Genomic DNA, 19,541 nt, shown 5'->3' on the forward strand with positions numbered 1-19,541 from the left:
CGACCCCGACCCCCGTCGCCTCTCGGCAGCGGGGGTCGCGTCGTCTCCGGCTTCAGGAGCGGGCGCGCTCCAGCCATCGCAGCGGCACCTCGATGGTGACCTCGGTGCCGCGCCCGACCAGCGTGTGCCAGTCGATGGTGCCGCCGAGCTCGCCCTGGATGAGCGTGCGCACGATCTGCGTGCCCAGGCCCGATCCGACCTTGCCCTCCGGCAGCCCGACGCCCGTGTCGCGCACCTTCACCGTGAGCTCGTCGTCGCTGCGCGAGGCGACGATCTCCACGTCGCCCTCCCGTCCGGCCAGGCCGTGCTCGACGGCGTTGGTGACCAGCTCGGTCAGGGCGAGGGCGAGCGGAGTCGCGTACTCGCTGGGCAGGTTGCCGAAGCTCCCCGTCAGCTTCGGGTGCACCGTGGTGTTGTGGGTCGAGGCGACCTCGGCGATCAGCAGCAGCACCCGGTCGAAGACCGCGTCGAAGTCGACGTTCTGGTTCAGCCCCTCCGAGAGCGTGTCGTGCACGACCGCGATGGCGGCGACCCGGCGCATCGCCTGCGTGAGCGCCTCCCGGGCGAGGTCGGAGTGGGTGCGCCTGGCCTGGATCCGCAGCAGCGAGGCCACGGTCTGCAGGTTGTTCTTCACGCGGTGGTGGATCTCGCGGATCGTCGCGTCCTTGGTGATGAGCTCCCGCTCCTGGTGGCGCAGCTCCGTCACGTCGCGGCACAGGACGACGGCGCCGACCCGCTCGCCGCGGTCGCGGATCGGGATCGCGCGCAGCGACACCGTCACTCCGCGGGCCTCGATGTCGGTGCGCCACGGCGCCCGGCCGGTCACGACCAGCGGGAGCGACTCGTCGATGACGACCTTCCCCGCGATCAGCTTCGTCGTGACCTCGGCGAGCGACTCCCCCTCGAGCTCGTCGGCGAAGCCGATGCGGTTGAACGCCGAGAGGGCGTTGGGGCTCGCGAACGTGGTGACGCCGTCGACGTCCAGGCGGATCAGGCCGTCGGACGCGCGCGGCGCCCCGCGGCGAGGACCGGTCGGCGCGCCCAGATCGGGGAAGTCGCCCGAGGCGATCATCGAGAAGAGGTCGTTCGCGCAGTCGTTGAACGTCAGCTCCTGCCGGCTCGGCGTGCGTGTCTCGCTGAGGTTGGTGTGGCGCGTGACGACCGCGATGGGGCGGTCCGTCGTCCCGCCGTCGGAGGCCCCCAGGCGGCGCAGGACGGGCACCGCGCGCACGCGGGTGGGCGTCTCCTCGAACCAGTCCGGGGCGGAGGTGTCGACGATCCGCGCGGTCTCGAACGCCTCGACGACCTGGGCGCGCCACTCCGACTTGATCCTCTGCCCGACGAAGTCGCGGTAGAAGAGCGTCGCCGCGCTGCTGGGGCGCGCGTGGGCGACGGCGACGAAGCTGTCGTCGGCCGTGGGCACCCAGAGCACGATGTCGGCGAAGGCCAGGTCGGCGAGCAGCTGCAGGTCGCCGACGAGCAGGTGCAGCCATTCGACGTCCGCTTCGTCGGATCGGCCGTGGGAGAGGACGAGGTCACTGAGGGTCGACACCCGACAAGCCTAGGGCGCGGCCGGGCGGTGCACGCCGGGCTCGCTGTCCACAGCTCGGGACGGCCGACGATTATCCACAGTCTGCGCCTCTGCACTCCATGAGCATCCCTCGACTGCTTCGATGAGGTCGTCCTCGCGTGCCGACCCAGCGCGCCCCGCCCGTCGAGCAGAGAGGTGACCCGGACCCGTGAACAGCTCGTCCTGCCCCAGGAGATCGCCGCATGAGCCTTCCCCTCCACGCCTTCGACTACCGCACCCTCCCCCTCGACCCCGAGGCGGCCGTGGAGCGGCTCACCATCGCGGAGTTCTTCGCCCCGCAGCCTGCGACCCGCGCGGAGCTGCCCGACCCGGAGCCCCTGCTCGCCCGGCTCACGCACCTCGTGATCGAGATCCTGGAGGGCTCGCGCGAGATCGACCAGATCGCGCGGTGGCTGAGCGACGAGGTCTACCACCACCTGCAGAAGCGGGTCGTACTCGCGGCCCGCGCCCGCAGCCTGCGGAAGCGGACGGCGCAGCGCGTCCCGTTCACGGTCGGACGGGTGATCGTCACGGAGCCGCGGGACGGCGTCGTCGAGGGAGTGGTCCTGGTGCATCACCGCGCACGGAGCCGGGCCGTCGCGATCCGGCTCGAGGGCACGGACGCGCGCTGGCGTGCCACCGCGATCAACGTGCTGTGAGGAGCGGGTCAGCGCTCCCGGACGGCCGCACCGGCCGGGAGCACGATCTCCTCTCCCCTGTCGCGCAGGGCCTCCTCGAGCTCCGGGGGCGGCGGTGACGAGATGATCCGCGCGATCGAGCTCCGCGACCTCCTCAGGGACGGCTTCACCGCCGCCGACTACGACCACATCGGCGGACTCCCTCCCCAGCCCGGCTCGCAAGCGGTGTGCGCAGCGGTGGAGTCGGCGCTCGAGGCCTGCTGCGTCCCCGGGCTCGTCCTCGAGACGGACCGGCCGACGACGATCGGCCTCGGCGACACCTTCGCCGGCGGCTTCGTCTCGGCCCTCGCGCGCGGCGAGTCCTGACGGCGGGCGAGGCGGGCTCCGAGCCTCCGCAGGAACGCCGACGGCCCCGGACACCCGCTGCTGCGGGACCGGGGCCGTCGGCGTCGTCCGGGGAGGACTCAGCGGCGCTTGGACTGCGCGCGCCGCTCCTCGCGGTTGGCGGGGGCGTCCGAGCCGCCCGGCTTCTGGCCGAAGGCGCCGGTCGTCGGAGTCTCCTCCGCCTCGCCCTCGGGAAGCGCCTTGCGGGCCTCCTCGGCGCGGGCCTTCGCGGTGGCCGCCTGCTGCACCTGTCCGCGCTGGTCGCGGACCTCGACGCCGCCGGTGTCGCTCGGGGCCGAGTAGCTGAGCTTCTCGGCCGGAGCGACCGGCTGAGCGAGGCCCTTGGCCGCGACTCCGGCGACCTCGCCCTGCTTCTGGGTCACCTCGACCTCGAGGTTGAAGAGGAAGCCGACGGTCTCCTCGCGGATCTGCCCCATCATCTGCTGGAACAGGGCGAAGCCCTCGCGCTGGTACTCGACCAGCGGATCGCGCTGGGCCATCGCGCGCAGGCCGATGCCGTCCTTGAGGTAGTCCATCTCGTAGAGGTGGTCGCGCCAGCGGCGGTCGATCACCGAGAGCACGACACGGCGCTCGAGCTCGCGCATGGCGGGAGAGCCCAGCTGCTCCTCGCGGCGCTGGTAGGCGAGCTGCGCGTCCGAGAGGATCTCGCGGCGCATGAACTCCTTGTTGATGCGGCCGCGGCTGCCCGCCTCCTGCACCACCTCGTCGATGGTGAGGCTGATCGGGTACAGCGTCTTCAGCTCGGTCCAGAGGGCGTCGAAGTCCCAGTCGTCGCCGTTGCCGTCGCCGGTGTGCACCTCGAGGATCTCGTCGATCACGTCGACGAGGAACTTCTGGGTGCGCTCGTGCAGGTCGTCGCCCTCGAGGATGTGGCGGCGGTCCGAGTAGATCGCCTCGCGCTGGCGGTTGAGGACGTCGTCGTACTTGAGGACGTTCTTGCGGATCTCGGCGTTGCGGGCCTCGACCTGCGACTGGGCGCTGCGGATGGCGCGCGAGACGACCTTCGACTCGATGGCGATGTCGTCCGGGACGTTGCCCCGGCCCATGAGCGCCTCGGCTGCGCCGGAGTTGAACAGGCGCATGAGGTCGTCGGTGAGCGAGAGGTAGAAGCGGCTCTCCCCCGGGTCGCCCTGGCGGCCCGAGCGTCCGCGGAGCTGGTTGTCGATGCGGCGCGACTCGTGGCGCTCGGTGCCGAGCACGTAGAGGCCGCCGGCGGCCTGGACCTTCTCGGCCTCCTCGCCCACCTTCTCCTTGACGGCGGCGAAGACCTCGTCCCACGCGGCCTCGTACTCCTCCGGAGTCTCGGAGGGGTTCAGGCCCTTGGCCGTCATCTCGGAGACCGCGAGGAACTCGGCGTTGCCGCCGAGCATGATGTCGGTGCCTCGACCGGCCATGTTGGTCGCGACGGTGACGGCGCCGAGGCGGCCGGCCTGGGCGACGATGGCCGCCTCCCGCGCGTGGTTCTTGGCGTTCAGGACCTCGTGGCGCACGCCCTTCTTGGCGAGCAGGCGCGAGAGGTACTCGCTCTTCTCGACGCTGGTCGTGCCGACGAGGACCGGCTGCCCGGCCGCGTGGCGCTCCGCGATGTCCTCGACGACCTGGGCGAACTTGACCTGCTCGTTCTTGTAGACGAGGTCGGCGTTGTCGATCCGCTGCATCTTGCGGTTCGTCGGGATCGGGACGACGCCGAGCTTGTAGGTCGACATGAACTCGGCGGCCTCGGTCTCGGCCGTTCCGGTCATGCCGGAGAGCTTCGCGTAGAGGCGGAAGTAGTTCTGGAGCGTGACGGTGGCCAGGGTCTGGTTCTCGGCCTTGACCTGCACGCCCTCCTTCGCCTCGATGGCCTGGTGGATGCCCTCGTTGTAGCGGCGTCCGGCCAGGATGCGGCCGGTGTGCTCGTCGACGATCAGGACCTCGCCGTTCAGCACGACGTAGTCCTTGTCCTTCTTGAACAGCGCGCGCGCCTTGATGGCGTTGTTGAGGAACGAGATCAGCGGGGTGTTCGCCGACTCGTAGAGGTTGTCGATGCCGAGGTAGTCCTCGACCTTCTCGATGCCGGGCTCGAGGACGCCGACGGTGCGCTTCTTCTCGTCGACCTCGAAGTCCTCGCCCTCGTCGAGGCGCTTGGCGAGGTTGGCGAACTCCGCGAACCAGCGGTTCGCCTCGCCCGAGGCCGGTCCGGAGATGATCAGCGGGGTGCGGGCCTCGTCGATGAGGATCGAGTCGACCTCGTCGACGATGGCGTAGAAGTGGCCGCGCTGGACCATGTCCTGCGCCTGCCACGCCATGTTGTCGCGGAGGTAGTCGAAGCCGAACTCGTTGTTCGTGCCGTAGGTGATGTCGGCCGAGTACTGCTCGCGGCGCTGCTCCGGGGTCTGGCCCGAGAGAATCACTCCGGTCGTCATGCCGAGGGCGCGGAACACGCGCCCCATCAGCTCGGACTGGTACGACGCGAGGAAGTCGTTGACCGTGACGATGTGCACGCCGCGGCTGGCGATCGCGTTGAGGTAGGCCGGAAGGGTCGCGACGAGCGTCTTGCCCTCTCCGGTCTTCATCTCGGCGATGTTGCCCAGGTGCAGGGCGGCGCCGCCCATGAGCTGCACGTCGAAGTGGCGGAGGCCGAGCGTCCGGCGCGAGGCCTCGCGGACGGCGGCGAACGCCTCCGGCAGCAGGTCGTCGAGGGACTCGCCGTTCGAGTAGCGCTCGCGCAGCTCGACGGTCTCGTTCTTCAGCTCCTCGTCGCTGAGGTGCGTGAAGTCCTCTTCGAGGGCGTTGACGGCCTTCGCGTAGTTCTCGAGGCGACGGATGACCCGCCCCTCCCCGACGCGAAGGACCTTTTCGAGGACAGAGGCCACGGGGTACTCCAAAAAAGTAGAAGACAGGAGTCGCGCGCCGGAGCGCGGACCGCGACCAGCCTAGCCGGGGCGGGCGGCGAGCGGTCGGGGCGACGCGTCCGCCCTGGGCGGACTCCCTGCCTGGGCACGGGGAGGGCCCCGGAGCGGATGCTCCGGGGCCCGGGGTCGGATCTCAGCCGGCGGCCTGCTCGGCGAGCTCGTCGGCCTCGTCGCCGAGGCCGATGACGCCGTAGTCCCAGCCCTTGCGGCGGTAGACCACGCTCGGGCGGTTCGTGTCGGAGTCGATGAAGAGGTAGAAGTCGTGTCCGACCAGCTCCATGTAGTCGACGGCGTCGTCGACGGTCATCGAGACGGAGGCGAAGACCTTCTTGCGGATGACGACGGGGCAGTACGGCTCCTCGACCTCGTCCTCCACCGGCTCCGGCGCCTCCTGCACGGGGATGACGCCCGTGCTCAGCTGCTCCAGCACCGCCGCGTCGGCCGGCTGGATGGCGACGACGCTGAAGTCGTCGGCGGCCGCGTCGCGGAGCGAGGTCGGCCGATGCTGGCCCCGATGGACCTTCTTCCGGTCCTTGGCGCGTCTCACCCGTTCGAGCAGCCGGCCGATGGCGACGTCGAACGCCGCGTACTTGTCGGCTCCGCTCGCCTCGGCCCGGACCACGGGCCCCTTGCCGATCAGCGTCAGCTCGACGCGGTCGCCGCCGGCCGAGCCCTTGCCCTCGGCGTGCCTGCTCGCCTTGATCTCGAGTGCGAGAGCACGATCGGCGAGGTGCGCCACCTTGTCCGACTTCTCCGTCGCGTACGCGCGGAAGCGATCGGTGATGTCGATGTTGCGTCCTGTGATGTCGATGTCCATGACAACCTCCCAGTCGAGTACGGCGTGCCGCCTTTCTCCGGGGCGGACCGTTCACGCCGTGCCCCCACCGTAGACCCCGGCCACCGGATCGTCACCGGGAGTTCGTCCGGATTCTGCTGCTACGTTCCCTCCTCGTTGCGCGGTGCCGGCCAGGGCCGCCGCGGCCCGGACCGTCCCGCCGACCGCACGCACGGCGCGCCGGAGCTCGAGCAGGGTCGCGCCGGAGGTGACCACGTCGTCGACGAGGACCACCGGCGGCCACGACGAGAGCGGACGGCGGGCGCGGAACGCCCCGTCGAGGTTGCCGCGCCGCTCGACGCGGCCGAGCCCGACCTGGTCGCGGACCATCCGCGACCGCCGGAGAGGACGCACCGCCCGCCCTCCCGCCGCGGCGACCAGCTGCGCGACGGGATCGGCGCCCCGCCGCACGCGGCCGAGCCAGGAGCCGGGCGGGACGACCAGGATCGCGGGGCTGCCGGCGAGCGCCGCGCCGAGAGCGGGACGCAGCAGCGCGCCGAGCGGGGCGAGGCAGGCCGTGCGGCCCTCCTCCTTCAGCGCGACGACGAGGCGGCGCACCGTGCCCTCGTACGGGGCACCGGTGACGACGAGGAGCGGATCGTCCTGCGGTCCGACGACGCGGGTCAGCAGGCAGGCCGAGGCGGCCGCGTCGGCCGAGCAGTCCGGACAGGGCGCCCGGCTCGTCGGCTCTCCGCAGGCGGGGCACTCGAGCGGGAGGAGGACGGCGAGGGCGTCGAGCAGGTGATCGGAGAGCATGCCTCCACGTTCGCTGTCCGGGCCGCGGCGCGGGGGGTGGATCCGTCGGATCGGGACGATCCGCCTGCCCGACGCGCCTGGGGAGGAGCATCCGGAGCGCTCCGTCGTCGACAGGGCTCGTCGCCGCCGACAGGACCGGTCAGGACCCCATGCCGGTCTGCGCCGCGAGCAGCCGGATGTCCGTCGCGGTCGTCTGCCAGGCCGAGCCCCGCTGCTGCCGGAGCTCCCCGCCCTCGGCGAGGATCCGGACCTGGGTCGAGGTGTTGCCCGCGGCGATCTGGACCGTGCCCGTCGTCGTGCCGAGCGCCGTGGCGCCTCCGCCGAGCAGGTTCATCGTGACGGCGTCCTCTCCCGTCGAGCCGCGGACGACCGACACCACATCGAGCTCGTCCGTCCAGGCCGCGGCGACTGCGGTCCCCAGAGTCGAGCGGAGGACGACCGGCTCGCCGACCGCCACCGGGTCGCCGTCCCGTGAGCGGGTGATGCCGGCCACCAGCACCGTGGCCTGCTGCCCGTCCTGGGCGAGCGCCAGCATCCGGGTGCCGTCGCGCGACACGGCGATCGAGGCGAGCGACTCGACCTCGCTCCAGGCCGTCGCGACCTGCATCGAGCGCGAGCCGTCCGCGGAGTACGCCACCAGCTGCCCGGGCGATGCCGACGGCACCGACCAGACGTACCCGAGCGGATCGATGGACGGCGCGACGAGGCCCGACCGCGCGTCGAGGAGGACGTCGGCACCGTCGGGCTCCACGAGGCTCACGCCCGCGGCGGTGAGCACGGCGGCCGACGCGTCCGAGTCGGCCCCGCGCTGCTCGCCGAGGACCGCGGCCCGCGGCTGCAGCGCCTCGATCCGATCCGAGATCCCGAGGCCGGCCAGCCCGGAGGAGCCGAGGAATCCGAAAGCGTCGTCGGTCAGCACGAGCGGCCGGGTGTCGACGCGGGGCGAGGTCGGCAGCCCGGTGACCTCGGAGGGGACGTCGATCGGGTTCTGCTCGACGGAGAGCGCGACTCCGGTGACGTTCGAGACGTTCGCGAGGCTCCGGTTCAGCTGCAGCGCCATCAGCCGCCACTGCGCCGGATCGGCCTCGAGAGCGGCCGGGTTCAGGTCCACCACGGCGCGCTGCGACTCGACCGGCACGGTCTCGGCCGCCAGCGTCGTGCCGGTCGGGAAGGCCGACACGACGGCGGCGGAGTCCCGCAGCCACGGCGTGGGGCCGCGCAGCAGCTCCGTGACGATCGTGGTGCTGGTGGAGCTGTCGGCGCGCGAGGCGAACCAGCGCAGGTCCGGCACGAGGTACTGGTATCCGGGGTCGAAGAAGTAGAGCGCGTGCGTCGAGAAGACCTGCTCGAAGGTGGTGCGGTCGATCACCACGCCGCTCGGCGGCGCGCTGATGCGCCACTCGCCGTTCTCCTGGACGAAGCCGTAGTCGAGGGTCAGGCCGGCCGTGGTGGCGACGTCGGTGTAGACGCCGGTCGCGTCGACCTCGGCGACGGGCGTGATCGTCAGCGAGAGCGTGGATCCCGACTGCGGCGAGGCGGAGCGCTGGCCCTCGTCGACCGTGACGTGCTCGCCCGGCGTCCAGTCGGCTCCGGTGGAGAGGAACTCGCGGGCGATCTTGTAGTTGTTCTGCGGGCTCGACGCGGCGTCGATGAAGCCGGTCAGGATGTCGCGCTGCGACGCACCGACGGCGGGTCCCGACGGGAGGAAGTCGTACTGGAGGTCCTGCGGCGCGGTGTCGGGCCGTCCGACTCCGACGTCGCCGTCCCGCGGGATGCCGGCGCATCCGGCCAGCCCGAGCGCGAGCAGCGCGGCGGCCGCGGCGGCGCGGAGGATGCCGCGCCTCACGGGAGCACCCCCGCGGCCCCGACCGGAGGAGCCTGCAGCGGAGGGAGGACGATCGGGCCGCTGTAGGCCTGCTCGCCCGCGTCGACCGGGGGCAGCGGGAGCGGCGAGGCCTCGATCCGCTCGCCGCGGTGCCGGGGCACGGTCAGGCGGAAGCAGGCGCCGCGATCGGGCACGGACCAGACCTGCAGCCAGCCGTGGTGCAGGGCGGTGTCCTCCTGCACGATGGAGAGGCCGAGGCCGGTGCCGCCGAGCGTGCGGCGGCGGGACGGATCGGCGCGCCAGAAGCGGTCGAAGACGCGCACCACCTCCTCGCTGCTCATGCCGTGCCCGTAGTCGCGCACGGCGAGGGCGACCGCGCTGGCGTTGCTGTCGACGGTGACGACGACCTCGCGGCCGTCGCCGTGCTCGATCGCGTTGCCCAGCAGGTTGCGGACGATCCTGCGGATGCGGCGCGGATCGAGGTCGGCGTCGAAGTAGCCGCCCGGGGCGGAGAGAGTGAGCCGGGAGCCGTTCGCCTCCGCGATCCCGCGCATCGCCTCGATCTCGTCGCCGGCCAGCTTCACCAGGTTGACCGGCTCGAGCTCGAGCTCGGCCGATCCCGCGTCGTGGCGGGAGATCTCGAGCAGGTCGGCGAGGAGGCTCTCGAAGCGGTCGATCTGGCTGTGCAGCAGCTCGACCGTGCGCTCGGCGACCGGGGCGAAGTCCTCGCGCTGGTCGTACAGCACGTCCCCGGCCAGCTTCATCGTCGTCAGCGGCGTCCGGAGCTCGTGCGAGACGTCCGAGACGAAGCGCTGCTGGACCTGGCTGAGCGTCGCGAGCTCGCTGATCCGGTCCTGCAGGCTGTCGGCCATGCCGTTGAAGGACCGGGCGAGGGTCGCGATCACGTCCTGGCCCCGCTCGGGGATCCGCACGTCGAAGTCGCCGGCGGCGAGGCGCTGGCTCGTCTCGGCCGCGACCCGGACCGGGGCGACGACGATCCGCACGACGACCCAGCTGACCGCTCCGATCAGCAGGATGAGCAGGATCCCCGCCACGTTGAGCACCTGCTGCACGAACTGGAGCGTGCGCTCCGCGTCCGCGAGGGAGTAGCCGATGTACAGCTCGTAGCGCCCGGCCGAGCTCGGCAGCTCGAGGGTCGAGCCGACGAGGATGCCGGGCTGCTGCTGACCGGAGGCGTCGAGCGTCACCGACTGCCAGTACTGCCCGTCGGAGCCCGCCTGCACCCGCTCGCGCAGCGCGTCGCTGATCACGCCGTTCTGCAGCTCGCGGTTGTAGATGTCCTGGGGCGCCAGCGAGGACGCCTCCTGGTCGGGCGAGCGCACGACGGCGATCAGCGCGGAGGAGGAGGCGTCCCGGACGGCGGTGCGCACCGAGCTCATCACCTCCTCCATGTCCTGGCGGGTGGAGACGGTGGCGGCGTCGAGGTATCCCTGCGCGGCCCGGGTCGCGCGCGACGTGTCGCCCGTGACCTGCGTCAGCCGTGACTGGAACAGGTTGTCGCTGATGCTGTACGAGAGGTAGACGCCGGTCGAGCCGATGGCGATGCCGCTGAGCAGGACCGTGATCGCGACCGCGCGGAACTGCAGCGACGTGCGCCACACCCCGAGCACGCGGCGGGGCCACCGGCGCACGTCGGGAGCGGCGAGGCGGGGCACGGTCAGCCCGGGAGGACGGCGCCGGCGCGGTAGCCGACGCCGCGCACGGTCATCACGATGCGGGGGTCGTCCGGGTCCTTCTCGACCTTGGCGCGCAGGCGCTGGACGTGCACGTTCACGAGGCGGGTGTCGGCCTTGTAGTGGTAGCCCCAGACCTGCTCGAGCAGCATCTCGCGGGTGAAGACCTGCTGGGGCTTGGAGGCGAGGGCGAGGAGGAGGTCGAACTCGAGCGGGGTCAGGCCGATGCGCGTCTCGCCGCGGCGGACCTCGTGGCCGGCGACGTCGAGGCTCAGGTCCCCGACCTGCAGCACCGCGTTCGCGGCGGCGGTGGCGGGACGCAGGCGCGTCCTGATCCGCGCGACGAGCTCCTTGGGGTCGAACGGCTTGACCATGTAGTCGTCGGCGCCGGACTCGAGGCCCTGCACGACGTCGGAGGTGTCGGACTTGGCCGTCAGCATGATGACGGGGACGCCGGACTCGGCGCGGATCGCGCGGCACACCTCGATCCCGTCGATCCCGGGCAGCATCAGGTCGAGCAGGACCAGGTCCGGCCGGGCCCGCCGGAAGGCCTCGAGGGCGCCTGAGCCGTCCGCGCAGAAGGAGACGTCGTACCCGTCGGCGCGCAGGACGATGCCGATCATCTCGGCCAGGGCGGCGTCGTCGTCGACCACCAGAATGCGCGCGCTCATCGGTCTGCTCTTCCTCGTCTCGGGTCGCGCCCGCCCACGGCGCGCACGGTGACCCGACTCAGGCTAACCGACGCACCTCCCCGCCGGCGGGGAGCGGGCTCTGCGGGCGAAGGGGGTCCGCTCGGGGGAGGACCCCGCCCGCACGCCTGTGACAGCATGGAGGGGATGACCGACGCAGCTCAGTGGCCCCCGCCCGCAGGGCGTCCGGACGACGCGGCCGTCCCGGCGCAGGACGGCGACCGGCGCAGGCCGCTGCCCGCTCCCGTCCCCCCGGCCTGGTCGCCCGCGCCGCCGAGCGCAGGTCCCGTACCACCCGGTCCCGCCGGGGGCTCCTGGTCGCCCGGTCGCCCCGCGCCCGGCTGGACTCCCCCGCCCAAGCCCGGTCTCGTGCCGCTGCGCCCGCTCGGCTTCGGCACCCTGCTCGGCGCCCCGTTCCAGGTCCTCCGCCGCAGCCCCCGCACGACCCTGGGCGTCGCCCTGCTGGTGCAGGGCCTCGGGTCGGTGCTCGCCCTGGCGGTCTACGGCCTGATCGCGGTGCTCGCCGTCGGGCGCATCGCACAGGCGGAGTCCGCCGACCGCGACGCCGTCGGCGCGGGCTCCCTCGCGGTCGTGGTCCTGGCCGCCCTCATCCCCCTCGCCGTCTCGCTCGCCAGCGGCGCTCTCGTGCAGGGCGTGGTCGTGCTCGAGGTCACCCGCGGCGTCCTCGGCGAGCGGGCGACCTTCCGACAGCTGCTCGCCCGGCTGCGGGGCCGCTTCTGGGCGCTGATCGGCTGGACGGTCCTGCAGGGCGTCGGCTACCTCCTCCTGGTGCTCCTCGCCGTGGCGCTCGCCGTGCCGCTGTTCGTCATCGGAGCGATGGACGGGACGTCGAGCGCGATCGTCGGCGGGATCCTGGTGCTCGTCGGCTCCGGCCTGGTCGCCCTCGCGCTGGGGGTCTGGCTGTCGACGAAGCTCGCCCTGGTTCCGAGCCTGATCGTCGTCGAGCGGCTGCCGCTGCGCCGTGCGGTGGCGCGCTCCTGGCGGCTGGTGGCGGGCGGCTTCTGGCGCACCTTCGGCGCGCTCGCGCTGATGACCGTGATCATCCAGGTCGCCGGCCAGATCGTGGCCACGCCGTTCAGCCTGCTCATCCCGATCGCCGGCGCCCTGATCGCCCCGACCGACCCGGACGCGCAGCTCGTCACCTCGCTCGTGGTGACGATCGCCTCCGTCGCCGTGGGCTTCGTGATCGGCGCCGTCGGCACCGTGCTCCAGTCGGCCGTGACGGGCCTGGTCTACCTCGACCGACGGATGCGCCGCGAGGGCTTCGACCTGGTGCTGATGCGCCACGTCGAGGAGCGCGCGGCGGGCCGCCCCTCCCCCGATCCCTTCCCCGTGCCGGAGCGCCCGTGATCCTCGCCGCGGCCCCTCTCGAGCCCGACGCGGAGCAGGCGCGCCGACTCCTCCTCGAGGAGCTCGCCGACCCGCGCTACCGGGCGGCCGAGCCGACCCTCTTCGACCGGGTGGTGCAGGCGGTGCGCGACTGGTTCGCCTCCCTCACGCTGCAGGGCGACGGCCCGCCGGTGCCGATCGCCGCCGTGATCGGCGTGCTGGTGCTGGTGGCGCTCGTGGTCGCCGCGCTCGTCATCGCGGGACGGCCCCGCGCCGGTCGCCGCAGCACCGTCACGGGAGCGGTGCTCGCCGACGACGACACCCGCTCGGCCGCGACCCTCCGCTCGCTCGCCGAGGCCGCGGCCGCCCGCGGGGACTGGGACGAGGCGCTCGTCGAGCGCTTCCGCGCCCTGGTGCGCTCCCTCGACGAGCGGACCGTCCTGCGGGTCTCGCCCGGCACGACCGCGCTCGGCCTGGCGTCGCGCGCCTCTGCGGCCTTCCCCTCCTCCGCCGCCGCGCTGCGCCGCACGGCCGACGACTTCGACCGCGTGCGCTACCTCGGGCAGCCCTGCGGCCCGGCCGAGTACGAGCGGGTCGCGGCTCTGGACCGCGAGCTCGCCGCGGCCTCGCCGGTCCTGGACGCCCTGGCGGCGCCCCGGTGAGCGCCGACACGGTCTCCAGCCCGACCCTCGGCGCGCTGCTGCGCCGCGGACGGGTCTGGGTGCTCCTGCTCGTGATCGTCGCGGTCGGCACTCTGCTGCTCACCGTCGCGACCGGGACCCGGGTGGCCGCCCCGGACCTCGACGTCGACAGCGCGACCCCGGACGGCGCCCGCGCGCTCGCCCAGGTGCTGCGCGATCAGGGCGTCGAGGTCGTCCGCGCCGACGACCTGGACTCCGCTCTCGCCGCCTCCTCCCCCGACGCGACACTGCTCGTCGACGACCCGGACGTGGCCCTCGACGAGGCCCAGTACCGCCGGCTCGCCCGCGCCTCGGCCTCGCTCGTCCTGGTGACCCCGGGAGGAGCCGCGCTCGACGCCCTGCTGCCGGACGTCCGCTTCGCCGGCTCCCCGGCCGGCGACGGCCCCTTCCGCGCCGAGTGCCCGCTCCCGGCGGCCGAGCGCGCCGGGACGCTCCCCGCGGGAGGGAGCACGTACCGGATCCTCGACGACGGCGACGCGGTCGGCTGCTTCCCCTCAGGCGACGACGGCTTCCTGCTCGTGAGCACCGGGTTCCCGCAGGGCGCCGACGTCACCGCGATCGGCGACGCCGACCTCCTCCGCAACGGCACCATCGGCCAGGACGGCCGCGCCGCTCTCGCACTCGGACTGCTCGGCGGTGAGGACCGGCTGGTCTGGTACCGCGCCGGAGCCGCCGACTCGGCGAGCACCACCCCTGCACCCGCCGATCTCGCCCCCGGCTGGGTGACTCCGGCTCTCCTGCTGCTGGTGGCCGTGTTCGTCGCCTCCGCCGTCTGGCGCGGCCGCCGGCTCGGCCCGCTCGCGGTCGAGCCGCTGCCGGTCGTCGTGCATGCGAGCGAGACGGCCCGCGGCCGCGCGCGGCTCTACGCGCGCGGAGCCCTCCGGCCCCGCGCCCTCGACGCACTGCGCATCGGCACCCTCCGGCGGACGGCCGCGCTCCTGGGACTCGCTCCGGCGACCGGGGTCGACGAGATCGTCGCCGTCGCCGCCGAGCGCCTCGGCCGCGATCAGGCCGCGCTGCGCCGTCTGCTCGTCGACGACCTGCCGGGCGACGACGCCGCCCTCGTCGCCGCCTCCGACGAGCTCCTCCGCTTCGAGAGCGCGCTCCGCGCCGCCCTCTCCCCGACGACCGCCCGACGACCGGAAGGCCCCTCCCGATGAGCGACACCACCCCCTCCGCCCGCGACGGAGCGCCGGTCTCCGACGACGACCTGCGCGCCGAGCTCGACCGGGTCCGCTCCGAGGTCGGCCGCGCGGTCGTCGGCCAGGACGGCGCCGTCTCCGGGCTCCTGATCGCCCTCCTCGCGGGCGGCCACGTCCTGCTCGAGGGCGTCCCCGGAGTCGCGAAGACGCTGCTCGTGCGCGCCCTGTCCGTCTCGCTCGGCCTCGACACCCGCCGGGTGCAGTTCACGCCGGACCTGATGCCCGGCGACATCACCGGCTCCCTCGTCTACGACGCCTCCAACTCCGGCTTCGCCTTCCGCGAGGGCCCGGTCTTCACGAACCTCCTGCTGGCGGACGAGATCAACCGCACGCCGCCGAAGACCCAGGCCGCGCTCCTCGAGGCGATGGAGGAGCGCCAGGTCAGCGTCGACGGGCGCACCCTGCCTCTGCCGGACCCGTTCCTCGTCGCCGCCACCCAGAACCCGGTCGAGTACGAGGGGACCTACGTGCTCCCGGAGGCCCAGCTGGACCGGTTCCTGCTCAAGCTCGTGCTCGACATCCCGCCGCGCGACGTCGAGGTGGAGGTGCTCTCGCGCCACGCCGCGGGCTTCGACCCGCGCGACCTCGACGCCGCGGGCGTGCGACCCGTGCTCGACGCCGCCCGTCTGCGCGCCGCCCAGGCCTCGGCCCGGCGAGTCGGAGCCGGTCCCGACGTCCTCGGCTACATCGTCGACCTCGCCCGCGCCACCCGCGAGAGCCCGAGCGTCAAGCTCGGCACCAGCCCCCGCGGCTCGACCGCCCTGCTCGCGGCGTCCCGCGCCTGGGCCTGGCTCAACGGCTACGGCTCGATCACCCCCGACCACGTGCAGGCGATGGTCCTGCCCGTGCTGCGCCACCGCATCCAGCTGGAGCCGGAGGCGGAGCTCGAGGGCGTCCGCACCGAGGCCGTCCTGGGCGGGATCCTGCAGCAGGTCCGCGTCCCGGTCTGAGCCGTGCACCTCACCGGACGCAGCGTCCTCGTCCTCCTCGTCGGCCTGGTGCCGGTCGTCCTCCTGGGCGGCCGCCCCGAGGTCGCCTTCGCCGTGCTCGGCCTCTGGCTCCTGGCCTGGGCGGTCCTCGTCGGGATCGACGTCGCGGTCGCGGGCTCGCCCCGGGCCGTGGTGCTCGAGCGGCGGGTGCCGGACCGGGTGCGGCTCGGCGAGCGGGCCGAGGCGACCCTCCTGGTCACGAGCACCGGCCGCAGGAGGATCACGGGGGTCCTCCGCGACGCCTGGGAGCCCTCGGCCGGCGCCCTCGAGACCCGGTCGCCCCTGAGTCTGCCGCCGGGCGAGCGCCGCGCGGTGACCACGGTCCTGGAGCCGCTGCGCCGCGGCGAGCGCCGGGCACTCCACGTCACCATCCGCTCCCGCGGGCCGCTCGGGATGGCCGGCCGCCAGGCGACGCGGGCCGCGCCGGCCGTCGTGCGGGTGCTGCCCGCCTTCCGCTCCCGCCGCCACCTGCCCTCGCGCCTGGCGCGACTGCGCGAGCTGGAGGGGCGGACCAGCGTGATGATCCGCGGCCAGGGGACCGAGTTCGACAGCCTGCGCGAGTACGTCCGCGGCGACGACGTCCGCTCGCTCGACTGGCGGGCGACCGCGCGGCGCCGGGAGCCGGTCGTCCGCACCTGGCGCCCGGAGCGCGACCGGCGCGTGATCGTCGTGCTCGACACGGGCCGCACGTCCGCCGCACGGATCGAGGACGAGCCGCGCCTGGACACGGCGATCGAGGCGTCGCTCCTCCTGGCGGCCCTCGCGGCCTCGGCCGGCGACCGGGTCGACGTGCTCGCGTTCGACCGCACCCGGCGAGCCCGCGTGCACGGCGCCACCGGCACGGAGGTGCTGACCCGCGTCGTGGACGCCCTCGCCCCCGTGCAGCCCCAGCTCATCGAGACCGACTGGGCGGCGGTGCCCGCGCAGGTGCGCACCCTGGCCTCCCAGCGCTCGCTGGTGGTGCTCCTCACCGCGCTCGACTCGGTCGGCTCGGCGGAGGGGCTCCTCGCGGTGCTCCCGCAGCTCACCCGCGTGCACACGGTCGTGGTCGCCTGCGCGCTCGACCCCGAGCTGCAGCGGATGGCGGAGGACCGGAGCGACCGGGCCGCGGTCTACTCCGCCGCCGCCGCGGAGCGCTCGCTCGCGGACGTCGACCGGCTCTCGGCCGCCGTCCGCCGTCTCGGCGGGGACGTCGTGCTCGGCAGCCCCTCCGCGCTCCCGCCGGCGCTCGCGGACCGCTACCTCGCGCTCAAGGCGGCCGGACGGCTCTGACCTGCGAGAGGGGCCGTCGTCTGTCCCGGGAGCGCTGATCGACGGCCCCGCTCCGACGGCCGTGCTCGTCCGGCTCGGCTCAGCCGGCCGCGATGCTCCGCGACCCCGCCTCGAACCGGTCGAGGTCGCCCGTCTCCCCCGCCCGCACCGCGCGCCCGCCGACGACGATCATGTAGAAGAGGAACGCGCCGAGGGCGAGCGCACCGATCCCGATCTTGAGCCACCAGGGCCAGGGCGCCGGAGTGACGAACCCCTCGATCACGCCCGAGACGAGCAGCACGAAGACCAGGCCGATCGCCACCGTGAACAGGCTCCGCGCGTCCTCGGCGAGCGCCTGGCCGCGGGTGCGCGCGCCGGGAGCGATCCAGGCCCAGAAGATCCGCAGGCCCGCGGCCGCGGCGACGAACACGGCCGTCAGCTCGAGCTGTCCGTGCGGCGCGATGTAGAGGAAGAACGTGTCGCCCTCCCCCACATGGAACATCACCGCGATCGACGTGCCGAGGTTCTGCGCGTTCTGCAGCAGGATGTACGGCACGTAGACGCCGACGATCCCGAAGGCCACGCACTGCGCCGCGATCCAGGCGTTGTTCGTCCAGACCTGCCCGGCGAACGAGGCGGCGGGGTTCTCGGAGTAGTAGTCGATGAAGTCGCCCCGGGCGAAGCGCCGCAGCTCCTCGTCGTCGCCCAGCGCGGCGAGCAGGCGCGGGTCGCCGAGGATCCAGAGCGCGTAGAGCGTCGCCACCACCGCGGTCGCGAGGGCGACGGCGAGCGTCAGCCAGCGCAGCCGGTGCAGAGCGGCCGGGAGCGAGAGGACGACGAAGCGGGAGACCGCGGCGAGCGGCTCGTCTCGCGTGCCGGTCAGGCGTCCCCGAGCCCGCGAGAGCGAGACGGCGAGCCGAGTGCCGACGGCCGTCGATCCGGCGGTGGAGGAGATCGTGGCGAGGTCCGCGGATGCCGCCTGGTAGCGCTCGATCAGCTCGTCCGCCTCGGCTCCGGTCAGGCGGCGCCTGCGCGAGAGCTCGTCGAGGCGGGTCCACTGCGCAGTGCGGGCGGCCGAGAGAGCGTCGATGTCCATCTCCTGACAGGATAGCCAGGCACGCCGCCGAGGCCGAGCATCCGGGAGGAGCACCGTGGAGGAGCAGCGCACCGAGTTCGACGACGCCGACCTGGTCACCGGCGAGGCGATCGCGCTCGAGGTGCCCGTCACCTCGTTCGTGCTCCGCGCGGTCGGCGCGATCATCGACCTGATCGCGGAGCTCCTGCTCGCGCTGGGCCTGTTCCTGCTGGTCTCCTCCCTCTCCGGGGACGGCGGCCTGGACCCCGCCGCCTCGGCCGCCGTGGCGATCGCGGCCCTCGTCATCGCCGTGGTGATCGTGCCGGTCACCGTCGAGACGGCCAGTCGCGGCCGCTCGCTCGGGAAGCTCACCGTCGGCGCTCGCGTCGTCCGCGACGACGGCGGTTCCATCGGCTTCCGGCACGCCCTCGTGCGCGGCCTCACCGGCGTCCTCGAGATCCTGATGACCTTCGGCGGGCTCGCCGCGGTCGTCGGCCTCCTCTCGCGCCGATCGCGCCGTCTCGGCGACGTCCTCGCGGGCACGCACAGCCAGCTCGAGCGGGTTCCCTGCGCGGAGCCGCTGGTCGTCGAGATCCCGGAGCCGCTGCGGGGCTGGGCCGTCACGGCGGACACCGCGCGCCTCCCCGACGCCCTGGCGCGCCGACTGGCGCAGTTCCTCCGCCAGCGCCACGGCATGACGGAGCCGTCGCGCTCGCAGCTCGCCGCCGCGCTGGCCGACGAGACCGCGGTCCACGTCTCCCCGCTGCCCGCCGCGCCCGCGGAGGACTTCCTCCTCGCCGTGGCCGCACTCCGCCGGGCGCGGGAGGAGCGCGCCCTGCTCCTGTCCGACCAGCGCCTCGAGCGGCTGGCCCCCGTGCTCTCGAGCACGCCGCGCGGCTTCCCCGAGCGGCCCTGACGCGCGCGGCAGCGGCCTAGGCGGGCCCCGCGCCGTAGCGGACGGTCTCCCAGCCGCGCGGGACGAGGAGCCGCCGGTCGTGCTCGGCGCAGAGGTCGTAGCCGTGCGGATCCGGCGCAGGACTCAGCGGCCCGACCGCCACCAGCGAGTCGCGGTAGTCGTAGGTCAGCGTGACGACGGCCTGCGCGCGGCAGCCCGTCCGCGAGCAGTGCCGTCCGGTCATCGCCGCCCACAGTAGCAATAGGCTGGAGCCATGCCCCGTGCTCGTCGTTCCGCCGCTCGCCCGACGAGCGGGTCGCGCGGAGGCTCCCGCGACCGGCACGGCCGCGGCGCACGAGGGCCGATCACCGGTCCGCACCTCCCCCTGCTGCAGACCCGCTCCGACTTCTTCGAGGCGACGATCGGCTCGGCCTTCGACTACCTCCGCGGCACCTGGCCGGAGGAGCTCGCCGGCATCCGCGTCGACGTCGCGGCGACTCCCGACGTCGACCCCGACCGGCTGCAGGGCACGGGCATCGCGCGGTGGCGCGTCGACCACGCCGCGCGCCGCATCACGCTCTACCGCGTGCCGATCGAGCGCCTGGCGAAGCTGCACCGCCGCGACGAGTGGCACCAGCGCATGCTGATCGAGAGCTACGTGTTCCGCGCCGTCGCGGAGCTGCTCGGCCGCGACCCGTGGGACATCTCCCCGGACCGCTACCGGCACCCCTGATGCGCCGGCAGCTCTGAGGCGCCTGCACCGCCGAGGCGC

Annotated in this window: 18 protein-coding genes; 9 read left to right on the forward strand and 9 right to left on the reverse strand. The window is 73.7% G+C overall.

Features of this window, described 5'->3' with window-relative positions; all coding sequences use genetic code 11:
- Positions 1-52: 52 nt before the first annotated feature.
- Complete coding sequence (locus tag C5C54_RS01395; protein WP_104224128.1) at positions 53-1,552, reverse strand: sensor histidine kinase; 1,500 nt, start codon at positions 1,550-1,552, stop codon at positions 53-55.
- Positions 1,553-1,773: 221 nt separating this feature from the next.
- Here C5C54_RS01395 and C5C54_RS01400 point away from each other — a divergent pair, with 221 nt between their 5' ends.
- Positions 1,774-2,229: an Rv3235 family protein gene (locus C5C54_RS01400; protein WP_219812134.1), complete on the forward strand. Its 456-nt coding sequence runs from the start codon at positions 1,774-1,776 to the stop codon at positions 2,227-2,229.
- A 102-nt stretch (positions 2,230-2,331) separates the two neighbouring features.
- Positions 2,332-2,574 carry a hypothetical protein gene (locus C5C54_RS01405; protein ID WP_104246660.1) on the forward strand — a complete coding sequence of 81 codons (243 nt, stop codon included), beginning with the start codon at positions 2,332-2,334 and terminating at the stop codon, positions 2,572-2,574.
- 98 nt (positions 2,575-2,672) lie between these two features.
- Here C5C54_RS01405 and secA read toward each other — a convergent pair whose 3' ends face one another.
- The 6 genes from secA to mtrA all read right to left on the reverse strand — a co-directional run bounded on the left by secA (position 2,673) and on the right by mtrA (position 11,288).
- Positions 2,673-5,468: a preprotein translocase subunit SecA gene (gene secA, locus C5C54_RS01410; protein ID WP_104225488.1), complete on the reverse strand. Its 2,796-nt coding sequence runs from the start codon at positions 5,466-5,468 to the stop codon at positions 2,673-2,675.
- 172 nt (positions 5,469-5,640) lie between these two features.
- Positions 5,641-6,324: a ribosome hibernation-promoting factor, HPF/YfiA family gene (hpf, locus tag C5C54_RS01415; RefSeq protein ID WP_104224131.1), complete on the reverse strand. Its 684-nt coding sequence runs from the start codon at positions 6,322-6,324 to the stop codon at positions 5,641-5,643.
- A gap of 51 nt (positions 6,325-6,375) precedes the next feature.
- Positions 6,376-7,098 (reverse strand): ComF family protein, encoded by a 723-nt coding sequence (locus tag C5C54_RS01420; protein ID WP_104287635.1) that lies wholly within the window; start codon positions 7,096-7,098, stop codon positions 6,376-6,378.
- Between the two features lie 139 nt (positions 7,099-7,237).
- Positions 7,238-8,944, reverse strand: coding sequence for an LpqB family beta-propeller domain-containing protein (locus C5C54_RS17800; protein ID WP_104287636.1), 1,707 nt, complete (start codon positions 8,942-8,944; stop codon positions 7,238-7,240).
- Complete coding sequence (mtrB, locus tag C5C54_RS01430; RefSeq protein WP_258063171.1) at positions 8,941-10,599, reverse strand: MtrAB system histidine kinase MtrB; 1,659 nt, start codon at positions 10,597-10,599, stop codon at positions 8,941-8,943. Before mtrB ends, C5C54_RS17800 begins: the two co-directional genes overlap by 4 nt.
- 2 nt (positions 10,600-10,601) lie before the next feature.
- Entirely contained in the window at positions 10,602-11,288 is a 687-nt protein-coding gene (gene mtrA / locus C5C54_RS01435) for an MtrAB system response regulator MtrA (protein WP_104224133.1), read from the reverse strand.
- A gap of 165 nt (positions 11,289-11,453) precedes the next feature.
- On the opposite strand from mtrA, the gene C5C54_RS01440 reads away from it, so the two are divergent.
- The 5 genes from C5C54_RS01440 to C5C54_RS01460 are packed head-to-tail and all read left to right on the forward strand — an operon-like array spanning position 11,454 to position 16,820.
- Positions 11,454-12,677, forward strand: coding sequence for a hypothetical protein (locus C5C54_RS01440; RefSeq protein ID WP_146078766.1), 1,224 nt, complete (start codon positions 11,454-11,456; stop codon positions 12,675-12,677).
- Positions 12,674-13,318 carry a DUF4129 domain-containing protein gene (locus C5C54_RS01445; protein ID WP_104255252.1) on the forward strand — a complete coding sequence of 215 codons (645 nt, stop codon included), beginning with the start codon at positions 12,674-12,676 and terminating at the stop codon, positions 13,316-13,318. The genes C5C54_RS01440 and C5C54_RS01445 overlap by 4 nt, the downstream gene beginning before the upstream one ends.
- The gene (locus C5C54_RS01450; RefSeq protein ID WP_104225485.1) at positions 13,315-14,517 is read left to right on the forward strand and encodes a DUF4350 domain-containing protein; all 1,203 of its coding nucleotides are present in this window, start codon (positions 13,315-13,317) and stop codon (positions 14,515-14,517) included. Before C5C54_RS01445 ends, C5C54_RS01450 begins: the two co-directional genes overlap by 4 nt.
- Complete coding sequence (locus C5C54_RS01455) at positions 14,514-15,509, forward strand: MoxR family ATPase (protein WP_104287637.1); 996 nt, start codon at positions 14,514-14,516, stop codon at positions 15,507-15,509. The genes C5C54_RS01450 and C5C54_RS01455 overlap by 4 nt, the downstream gene beginning before the upstream one ends.
- 3 nt (positions 15,510-15,512) lie before the next feature.
- Positions 15,513-16,820 carry a DUF58 domain-containing protein gene (locus tag C5C54_RS01460; RefSeq protein WP_104287638.1) on the forward strand — a complete coding sequence of 436 codons (1,308 nt, stop codon included), beginning with the start codon at positions 15,513-15,515 and terminating at the stop codon, positions 16,818-16,820.
- A 79-nt stretch (positions 16,821-16,899) separates the two neighbouring features.
- On the opposite strand, the gene C5C54_RS01465 is transcribed toward C5C54_RS01460, so the two are convergent.
- Positions 16,900-17,895, reverse strand: a complete 996-nt coding sequence (locus C5C54_RS01465; RefSeq protein ID WP_104224139.1) for a stage II sporulation protein M — start codon at positions 17,893-17,895, stop codon at positions 16,900-16,902.
- 55 nt (positions 17,896-17,950) lie between these two features.
- On the opposite strand from C5C54_RS01465, the gene C5C54_RS01470 reads away from it, so the two are divergent.
- Positions 17,951-18,790, forward strand: coding sequence for an RDD family protein (locus C5C54_RS01470; protein WP_104287639.1), 840 nt, complete (start codon positions 17,951-17,953; stop codon positions 18,788-18,790).
- A 16-nt stretch (positions 18,791-18,806) separates the two neighbouring features.
- Here the strand turns inward: C5C54_RS01470 and C5C54_RS01475 are convergent, their stop codons facing one another.
- Complete coding sequence (locus C5C54_RS01475) at positions 18,807-19,013, reverse strand: DUF3499 family protein (protein WP_104224141.1); 207 nt, start codon at positions 19,011-19,013, stop codon at positions 18,807-18,809.
- Positions 19,014-19,043: 30 nt separating this feature from the next.
- Between C5C54_RS01475 and C5C54_RS01480 the strand changes: the two genes are divergently transcribed.
- Entirely contained in the window at positions 19,044-19,502 is a 459-nt protein-coding gene (locus C5C54_RS01480) for a metallopeptidase family protein (protein ID WP_104224142.1), read from the forward strand.
- Positions 19,503-19,541 lie beyond the last annotated feature (39 nt).

Source organism: Rathayibacter sp. AY1F2 (genome assembly GCF_002930885.1).
In the GTDB taxonomy this organism is placed as follows: Bacteria; Actinomycetota; Actinomycetes; order Actinomycetales; family Microbacteriaceae; genus Rathayibacter.

Coding starts and splice junctions, on each gene's coding strand:
- C5C54_RS01440 (WP_146078766.1), top strand. CDS start 11,454: ATGACCGACGCAGCTCAGTGGCCCCCGCCCGCAGGGCGTCCGGACGAC.
- mtrA (WP_104224133.1), bottom strand. CDS start 11,288: ATGAGCGCGCGCATTCTGGTGGTCGACGACGACGCCGCCCTGGCCGAG.
- C5C54_RS01405 (WP_104246660.1), top strand. CDS start 2,332: ATGATCCGCGCGATCGAGCTCCGCGACCTCCTCAGGGACGGCTTCACC.
- C5C54_RS01480 (WP_104224142.1), top strand. CDS start 19,044: ATGCCCCGTGCTCGTCGTTCCGCCGCTCGCCCGACGAGCGGGTCGCGC.
- C5C54_RS01400 (WP_219812134.1), top strand. CDS start 1,774: ATGAGCCTTCCCCTCCACGCCTTCGACTACCGCACCCTCCCCCTCGAC.
- hpf (WP_104224131.1), bottom strand. CDS start 6,324: ATGGACATCGACATCACAGGACGCAACATCGACATCACCGATCGCTTC.
- C5C54_RS01475 (WP_104224141.1), bottom strand. CDS start 19,013: ATGACCGGACGGCACTGCTCGCGGACGGGCTGCCGCGCGCAGGCCGTC.
- C5C54_RS01455 (WP_104287637.1), top strand. CDS start 14,514: ATGAGCGACACCACCCCCTCCGCCCGCGACGGAGCGCCGGTCTCCGAC.
- C5C54_RS01465 (WP_104224139.1), bottom strand. CDS start 17,895: ATGGACATCGACGCTCTCTCGGCCGCCCGCACTGCGCAGTGGACCCGC.
- C5C54_RS01420 (WP_104287635.1), bottom strand. CDS start 7,098: ATGCTCTCCGATCACCTGCTCGACGCCCTCGCCGTCCTCCTCCCGCTC.